General features: G+C 53.2%; 6 protein-coding genes. 2 read left to right on the top strand and 4 right to left on the bottom strand.

Annotated features, from left to right (window positions below; translation table 11 throughout):
* Positions 1-139: 139 nt before the first annotated feature.
* The 4 genes from hemG to pepQ are packed head-to-tail and all read right to left on the bottom strand — an operon-like array spanning position 140 to position 4,132.
* Entirely contained in the window at positions 140-685 is a 546-nt protein-coding gene (hemG, locus tag ACLJXE_RS22190; RefSeq protein ID WP_410752035.1) for a menaquinone-dependent protoporphyrinogen IX dehydrogenase, read from the bottom strand.
* A gap of 11 nt (positions 686-696) precedes the next feature.
* On the bottom strand, positions 697-2,148 hold the full coding sequence (trkH, locus tag ACLJXE_RS22185) for a Trk system potassium transporter TrkH (RefSeq protein ID WP_003017848.1): 1,452 nt from the start codon (positions 2,146-2,148) through the stop codon (positions 697-699).
* 38 nt (positions 2,149-2,186) lie between these two features.
* Complete coding sequence (locus ACLJXE_RS22180) at positions 2,187-2,801, bottom strand: IMPACT family protein (protein ID WP_410752034.1); 615 nt, start codon at positions 2,799-2,801, stop codon at positions 2,187-2,189.
* Positions 2,801-4,132 carry a Xaa-Pro dipeptidase gene (gene pepQ / locus ACLJXE_RS22175; RefSeq protein ID WP_271454134.1) on the bottom strand — a complete coding sequence of 444 codons (1,332 nt, stop codon included), beginning with the start codon at positions 4,130-4,132 and terminating at the stop codon, positions 2,801-2,803. Before pepQ ends, ACLJXE_RS22180 begins: the two co-directional genes overlap by 1 nt.
* 189 nt (positions 4,133-4,321) lie before the next feature.
* Between pepQ and fadB the strand changes: the two genes are divergently transcribed.
* Both fadB and fadA read left to right on the top strand, forming a co-directional pair.
* The gene (gene fadB, locus ACLJXE_RS22170; RefSeq protein WP_410752033.1) at positions 4,322-6,511 is read left to right on the top strand and encodes a fatty acid oxidation complex subunit alpha FadB; all 2,190 of its coding nucleotides are present in this window, start codon (positions 4,322-4,324) and stop codon (positions 6,509-6,511) included.
* 9 nt (positions 6,512-6,520) lie between these two features.
* Positions 6,521-7,684, top strand: coding sequence for an acetyl-CoA C-acyltransferase FadA (gene fadA, locus ACLJXE_RS22165; RefSeq protein ID WP_271454132.1), 1,164 nt, complete (start codon positions 6,521-6,523; stop codon positions 7,682-7,684).
* Positions 7,685-7,697: the final 13 nt, after the last annotated feature.

Here is a 7,697-nt window from a genome sequence, read left to right as displayed (position 1 = left end):
TCTCAGTGGAACCCCGCTGACCCGGCGGCATGTAATCCGTTGTTCCGTGTCAGTGGAGGCGCATTATAGGGAGTTATTTCAGGCTGACAAGGGGAAATTTGAAATTATTTACTGAGTGCGTATTTTTTATTCTTTCCGTTTATTTTGGCAACGTTTTGTTGGTTAATTGGGCTATTTCCCGTGCAAAACCCGCTACCTGTTCCCAGTCGGTATAGATCACTTCTTTCTTCGTATTAGTTTCACCGCCTGACATCTTCATAATCAGTTGGATCATGACACGGTCATACCAACGATAACGAGGATAAAGCAAAGCACCGGCGATCACCGCACTGCGATCTGGTCGCCACGGAGAATTCATCAGAAACTTACGCGCATAGCTATTAGTTTGCGGTGTGCGTTTTTCCGGTTTACGGGCAACCAGGTTAACAGAGTAAAACGCACTCGGCATCGTATTCAGCTGCGTGGCATGCTTTTTCACAAATTCCTGAAATGCAGAATGGTAATGACCATAGCGAATTGATGCGCCAATCACCACGCTGTCATAATTTTTCCACTCAGGCTCTTCGGTACGATGCAAATTCATGACATCCGCCCAGACACCCAGCTCTTTAAGTTCAGAAGCCAGATACTCAGCGATTTCGCGCGTTTGTCCGTCCCGGGAAGAAAAAAGAATCAGTGTTTTCACGTGTTACTCCATTATTCACGCCAGAAAGTAGGGGTAAAGAGCACCAGCAGAGTAAAGACTTCCAGACGACCAAACAGCATGTTGGCAATCAGGATCCATTTCGCCACCGGGTTCATGCTGGCAAAATTGTCGGCAACAACCCCCAGCCCAGGCCCGAGGTTATTCAACGTCGCCACTACGGAGGCAAACGCAGAGAAGTCATCCACACCAGTCGCAATAATTGCCAGCATACTGATAATAAAGACCAGCGCATAGGCAGAAAAGAAGCCCCATACCGCTTCAAGGATTCGTTCCGGCAACGCACGGTTGCCCAACTTAATGCTATAGACTGCATTGGGGTGAACCAGTCGTTTCAGTTCGCGGTTACCCTGTTTAAACAGTAACAGGATACGAATCACCTTCAAACCACCGCCCGTTGACCCGGCACAGCCACCAATAAACGCAGAACACAGTAGCAGCACCGGCAGGAACAACGGCCAGCGAGCAATACTGTCGGTGGTAAATCCGGCAGTGGTCGCCATTGATACAACCTGGAAAAATGCCTGGTTGATTGTCGTAAGCGCCGAACCGTATGTATTGTGTATCCACAGCACCAGCGTACAAACGGCCACCAGCGTTAACTGTACCCCGATAAACATGCGGAATTCAGGGTCGCGCCAATAAACCTTCAGGCTGCGTCCACTTAGTAAAGAGAAGTGCAGACCGTAGTTACAACCGGAGATCAGCAAGAAGATAGCGATAATGGTGTTGATGGTAGGGCTGTCGAAATAGCCCACACTGGCGTCGTGTGTTGAAAAGCCGCCGATAGCAATGGTGGCGAAGCTATGGCCAATAGCGTCAAAGGCAGGCATGCCAGCAAACCACAGCGCCAGCGCACACGCAACCGTCAATAGCACATAGATGAGCCACAAGGTTTTCGCCGTTTCGGCAATACGTGGGCGCATTTTGTTATCTTTCAGCGGCCCCGGCATTTCTGCACGATAGAGCTGCATCCCCCCCACGCCAAGGATAGGCAGGATAGCCACCGCCAGGACGATGATCCCCATACCACCAAACCATTGCAACATCTGACGATAAAAGAGAATGGCATGCGGCAGTGAATCCAACCCCACCAATGTAGTCGCCCCCGTGGTTGTTAACCCGGAGAAGGATTCAAAAAAAGCATCGGTGATCGTGAGGTTCGGGCTTTCTGCGAAAATGAACGGTAGCGCACCCACGCTACCCAGCACAGTCCAGAATAAGACTACTATCAGAAACCCTTCCCGGGATTTCAGCTCGCCCTTCTCCTTACGGTTCGGCCACCACAACATGGAGCCGATCGCCAGGGCAACAAAGAAAGTTTGCGTAAATGCACGACCCGCACCATCACGGTAGATAAGTGCTACCAGCCCGGGGATGATCATCGTCCCCGAAAATAAGATGACCAGTAGTCCAACGATTCGGGTGATGGCGCGAAAATGCATCTCTGCCGCTTCCTTAGTTCTTTAAAATGAGGTGGGGATTATTCTTCAATCGCTAACAATTGCAATGAACCACGACTAAAATCCGCCAGCTTTGCTGAAAATTCATCCACTTTCGCATAAGGAAGCGCGACCCGAAGCAGAACGAATGCCTGGTAATCACTGGAAACGATTTTACCGTCGAACTGCCCCAACAGTGCTTCAATACCTGCCAGTTGGCCGTACTCACACTGCAAAGTATATTCGGTTAGCGGCGTCTTGCGCAGCGTTGTTAACTGCCGCAATGCCTGATTCACACCACCACCGTAGGCTTTTACCAGCCCACCAGTACCGAGAAGAACACCGCCGTAGTAGCGCACTACCACCGCGGTAATCTCGCCGACGCCGCTCCCCATCAGTTGTGCGAGCATCGGCTTGCCTGCCGTACCCGCCGGTTCACCATCGTCTGAAAACCCCAGCTGCTGCGAGTCATTCGGCGCACCCGCCACCCACGCCACACAATGATGACGGGCATCCGGGTGTTCCGCTCTGACTGACTCAACAAACGCTTTCGCCGCTTCTACACCGTCCGTATGGGCGAGCAACGTAATGAAGCGGCTTTTTTTGATTTCTTCAACGACGCTAACCGGCGCCGCAGGGATTAACCAACTGTCCATTACGCCAGTTTCAAATCCCGCGTCATGTTTTCAATATTGCTCTCGTGGACAACTACGTTGTCTTCAATACGAATCCCGCCGAACGGCTTCAGCGCTTCAATTTTCTGCCAGTTGAAGTGCTTGCTGAATTTCCCTTCACGCCACGGGGCGAGCAGCGATTCAATGAAGTAGATACCCGGCTCGATGGTCAGAACCATGCCTGGCTGCAGCACACGGGTGCAACGCAGGTAAGGGTACTTCGACGGCGCGGCAAGGTGTGTGCCCGTGTCATCCTGCATGAAACCTGCAACATCATGTACCTGCAGACCCAGCGGGTGACCGATACCGTGCGGCATAAACGGTCCGGTGAGATCATTTTCCACCATCGCCTCTTCACTCATGTCGGTGATGATTTGATGTTTACGCAGCAGCTTCGCAATACGCTGATGGAACTGAATGTGATAGTCCACATAGCTGACACCCGCTTTCATCGTCGCGATGAGCGCCAGCTCTTCGTCGTTCACGTCTTTCACCAGCTGCGCGTAGTCGTTGTCGCTTTTCGCCGACCAGGTACGCGTCAGGTCTGCCGCATAACCGTTATATTCCGCCCCTGCATCCAGCAGGAAGCTACGGATTTCAGACGGAGCCTGGTGATCCAGCTTGGTGTAATGCAGAACCGAAGCATGTTCGTTAAGCGCAACGATGTTGCTGTACGGCACGTCGGTATCGCGGTGACCGGTGGCGGTCAGGTAAGCCAGGTTGATATCAAACTCGCTCATCCCGGAACGGAACGCTTCTTCCGCGGCACGGTGCCCACTCACCGCCATTTTCTGCGCTTCACGCATACAGGCCAGTTCGTAATCTGTTTTATAGGCGCGGTAATAGTGCAGGTAGTCGATCACCCCTTTCGGGTTGATATTGCTGGCCGCGATGTCCAGTTGCAGCGCACGTTCCGGAACCGGACCGATATAACCGATATTGCCGCGAGCAGCAGGCAGTTGGCTACCAATACCATCCGCTTTAGGCAGCGCAATGATCTCGACTTCTTCCGTCCAGAAGGACGTCGGCAGCGGCTCTACGTTGTGCCAGTAATCAACCGGCAAATAGAACCACAGTTTTGGCTTATTCACGCCATCCACCAGCAACCAGCAGTTGGGAACCTGCGTGACGGGAACCCAGGCTTTAAACTGCGGGTTGACCTTAAACGGATACGGATGGTCGTCGAGAAAAACGTTAACAAGCTCGCCAGAATGAATAAGTAACGCATCCAACTTGAAGCGCGCCAGTGCATCACGGGTACGTTCTTGTAAGGTAACAATATGATTTTTATAGAGTGCGGCCAGTGATTCCATTTTCTACCCTTCTGTTTTTTTGACCTCAAGTCTCCGCATCTTAGCACATCGCTTTATGACTGCGTGATTTCTGCCGAGCGTGATCGAATCGTCATTTCTTTAATCATTTATTTGCATTTTTTTAACATAAAACACACACTTCGATTCATCTGGTATGACCAGATCACCTTGCGGATTCAGGAGACTGACATGCTTTACAAAGGCGACACCCTGTACCTTGACTGGCTGGAAGATGGCATCGCCGAACTGGTGTTCGATGCCCCTGGTTCGGTCAATAAACTCGACACGGCCACCGTTGCCAGCCTGGGCCATGCGCTTGATGTGCTGGAAAAACAACCAAATTTAAAAGGGCTGCTCCTGCGCTCTAATAAAGCGGCTTTTATTGTCGGTGCCGATATCACCGAATTTCTTTCACTGTTCCTCGTTCCCGAAGAGCAGTTGAGCCAGTGGCTGCACTTTGCCAATAGCGTCTTTAATCGCCTGGAAGATCTGCCTGTTCCGACTCTCTCTGCGGTAAACGGTTACGCGCTGGGCGGCGGCTGCGAGTGCGTGCTGGCAACTGATTATCGTCTGGCAACACCAGACCTGCGCATTGGTCTGCCGGAAACCAAACTGGGCATTATGCCGGGCTTTGGCGGTTCCGTGCGTATGCCTCGTATGCTGGGTGCTGATAGCGCGCTGGAAATCATTGCTGCAGGTAAAGATGTTGGCGCTGAGCAAGCGCTGAAAATTGGCCTGGTTGATGGCGTGGTGAAACAAGACAAACTGCTTGATGGCGCGATCGCTGTGTTACGTCAGGCAATCAACGGCGACCTCGACTGGAAAGCTAAACGCCAGCCGAAACTGGAACCACTGAAACTCAGCAAAATTGAAGCAGCCATGAGCTTTACCATCGCCAAAGGCATGGTGGCGCAGACGGCCGGTAAACATTATCCCGCACCGATTACCGCAGTGAAGACCATTGAAGCAGCAGCGCGATTCGGTCGTGAAGAAGCGCTGAATCTGGAAAATAAGAGCTTTGTTCCACTGGCGCACACCAGTGAAGCTCGCGCGTTGGTTGGTATCTTCCTCAACGATCAGTTTGTCAAAGCCAAAGCGAAAAAACTCACCAGGAATGTTGAGGCACCTCAGCAAGCAGCGGTACTGGGCGCTGGCATTATGGGCGGCGGCATTGCTTACCAGTCTGCCTGGAAAGGCGTGCCGGTAGTGATGAAAGACATCAATGACAAATCACTGACGCTGGGTATGACCGAAGCGGCCAAGCTGCTTAACAAGCAGCTGGAACGCGGCAAGATAGACGGTCTGAAAATGGCCGGTGTCATTTCAACCATTCAGCCAACTCTCGACTATAGCGGTTTCGAGCGTGTAGATGTGGTCGTTGAAGCCGTAGTCGAAAACCCAAAAGTGAAAAAAGCAGTGCTGGCAGAAACCGAAGATAAGGTACGCCCGGATACTGTACTGGCGTCGAATACGTCCACGATCCCAATTAACGAGTTGGCCAGCGTTCTCAAACGCCCGGAAAACTTCTGCGGTATGCACTTCTTTAACCCGGTACACCGTATGCCGCTGGTTGAAATCATTCGCGGAGAGAAAAGCTCGGATGAAACCATCGCCAGGGTTGTCGCCTGGGCCAGCAAAATGGGCAAAACGCCGATTGTGGTCAACGACTGCCCTGGTTTCTTCGTTAACCGCGTGCTGTTCCCTTACTTTGCAGGTTTCAGCCAGTTACTGCGCGACGGTGCGGATTTCCGCAAAGTTGACAAAGTGATGGAGAAACAGTTTGGCTGGCCAATGGGTCCGGCTTATCTGCTGGACGTGGTGGGTATTGATACCGCACATCACGCTCAGGCTGTGATGTCCGCGGGCTTCCCGCAGCGTATGCAGAAAGATTATCGCGACGCGATTGATGCGCTGTTTGATGCCAGCCGTTTCGGACAGAAAAACGGTCTCGGATTCTGGCGTTATAAAGAAGACAACAAGGGCAAGCCGAAGAAAGAAGAAGACGCCGCCGTTGATGGCTTACTGGCAGACGTCAGCCAGCCGAAACGCGACTTCAGCGACGAAGAGATTATCGCTCGTATGATGATCCCAATGGTCAACGAAGTGGTGCGTTGCCTGGAGGAAGGCATCATTGCCAGCCCGGCAGAAGCCGATATGGCACTGGTTTATGGCCTGGGCTTCCCTCCGTTCCACGGCGGTGCGTTCCGCTGGCTGGATACACTTGGCAGTGCGAAGTATCTCGATATGGCGCAGCAGTATCAGCACCTGGGGCCGCTATATGAAGTACCAGCCGGTCTGTGTGATAAAGCACGCCATAACGAACCGTATTATCCCCCGGTTGAGCCTGCCCGCCCGGTTGGCGACCTGAAAACGGCTTAAGGAGTCACAATGGAACAGGTTGTAATTGTTGATGCGATCCGTACCCCGATGGGCCGTTCGAAAGGGGGCGCGTTTCGCAACGTGCGGGCAGAAGATCTCTCCGCACACTTGATGCGTAGTCTGCTGGCGCGTAATCCCGCGCTGGAACCCACCGCACTCGATGATATTTACTGGGGTTGTGTGCAGCAGACGCTGGAGCAGGGTTTCAATATCGCCCGTAACGCCGCACTGCTGGCAGAAGTCCCACACTCCGTTCCTGCGGTTACGGTCAACCGTCTGTGTGGTTCGTCGATGCAGGCGCTGCACGATGCGGCACGCATGATTATGACTGGCGATGCGCAGGCGTGCCTGGTGGGCGGCGTGGAACATATGGGCCATGTGCCGATGAGCCACGGCGTTGATTTCCACCCAGGTATGAGCCGTAACGTAGCGAAAGCCGCGGGAATGATGGGGCTGACGGCAGAAATGCTCTCTCGTATGCACGGTATCAGCCGTGAAATGCAGGATGCCTTCGCCGCACGCTCACATGCTCGCGCCTGGGCCGCTACTCAGTCCGGTGCCTTTAAAAACGAGATCATCCCGACTGGCGGTCATGATGCCGACGGCGTGTTGAAACAGTTTAACTATGATGAGGTTATCCGTCCGGAAACCACTGTCGACGCGCTGTCCACCCTACGCCCGGCATTCGATCCGGTCAGCGGTACCGTCACCGCGGGTACCTCTTCCGCGCTCTCCGATGGTGCTGCCGCGATGCTGGTAATGAGTGAGAGCCGTGCTCGTGAACTGGGTCTGACGCCGCGTGCACGTATTCGCTCGATGGCCGTAGTTGGCTGTGACCCCTCAATCATGGGTTATGGTCCGGTTCCTGCCTCAAAGCTGGCGCTGAAAAAAGCGGGACTCTCCACCAGCGACATCGGCTTGTTTGAGATGAACGAAGCCTTTGCCGCCCAGATCCTGCCGTGTATTAAAGATCTGGGGCTGATGGAACAGATCGACGAGAAGATCAACCTCAATGGCGGTGCGATCGCCCTGGGTCATCCCCTGGGATGTTCTGGTGCGCGTATCAGTACCACTCTGCTCAACCTGATGGAACGCAAAGACGTGCAGTTCGGTCTGGCGACGATGTGTATCGGGTTAGGTCAGGGCATCGCCACAGTATTTGAGCGAGTGTAATCAAAGCATGCCG

It is taken from the genome of Citrobacter sp. U14242 (assembly GCF_046555775.1).
Taxonomy (GTDB): Bacteria; Pseudomonadota; Gammaproteobacteria; order Enterobacterales; family Enterobacteriaceae; genus Citrobacter.
Note: the sequence above shows the minus strand (reverse complement) of the source record. Positions and strands in the feature narration are given on the sequence as shown.

Bases quoted from the DNA above. Each gene is read 5' to 3' on its own strand.
- trkH (WP_003017848.1), bottom strand. From the start codon at position 2,148: ATGCATTTTCGCGCCATCACCCGAATCGTTGGACTACTGGTCATCTTA.
- ACLJXE_RS22180 (WP_410752034.1), bottom strand. From the start codon at position 2,801: ATGGACAGTTGGTTAATCCCTGCGGCGCCGGTTAGCGTCGTTGAAGAA.
- pepQ (WP_271454134.1), bottom strand. From the start codon at position 4,132: ATGGAATCACTGGCCGCACTCTATAAAAATCATATTGTTACCTTACAA.
- fadB (WP_410752033.1), top strand. From the start codon at position 4,322: ATGCTTTACAAAGGCGACACCCTGTACCTTGACTGGCTGGAAGATGGC.
- fadA (WP_271454132.1), top strand. From the start codon at position 6,521: ATGGAACAGGTTGTAATTGTTGATGCGATCCGTACCCCGATGGGCCGT.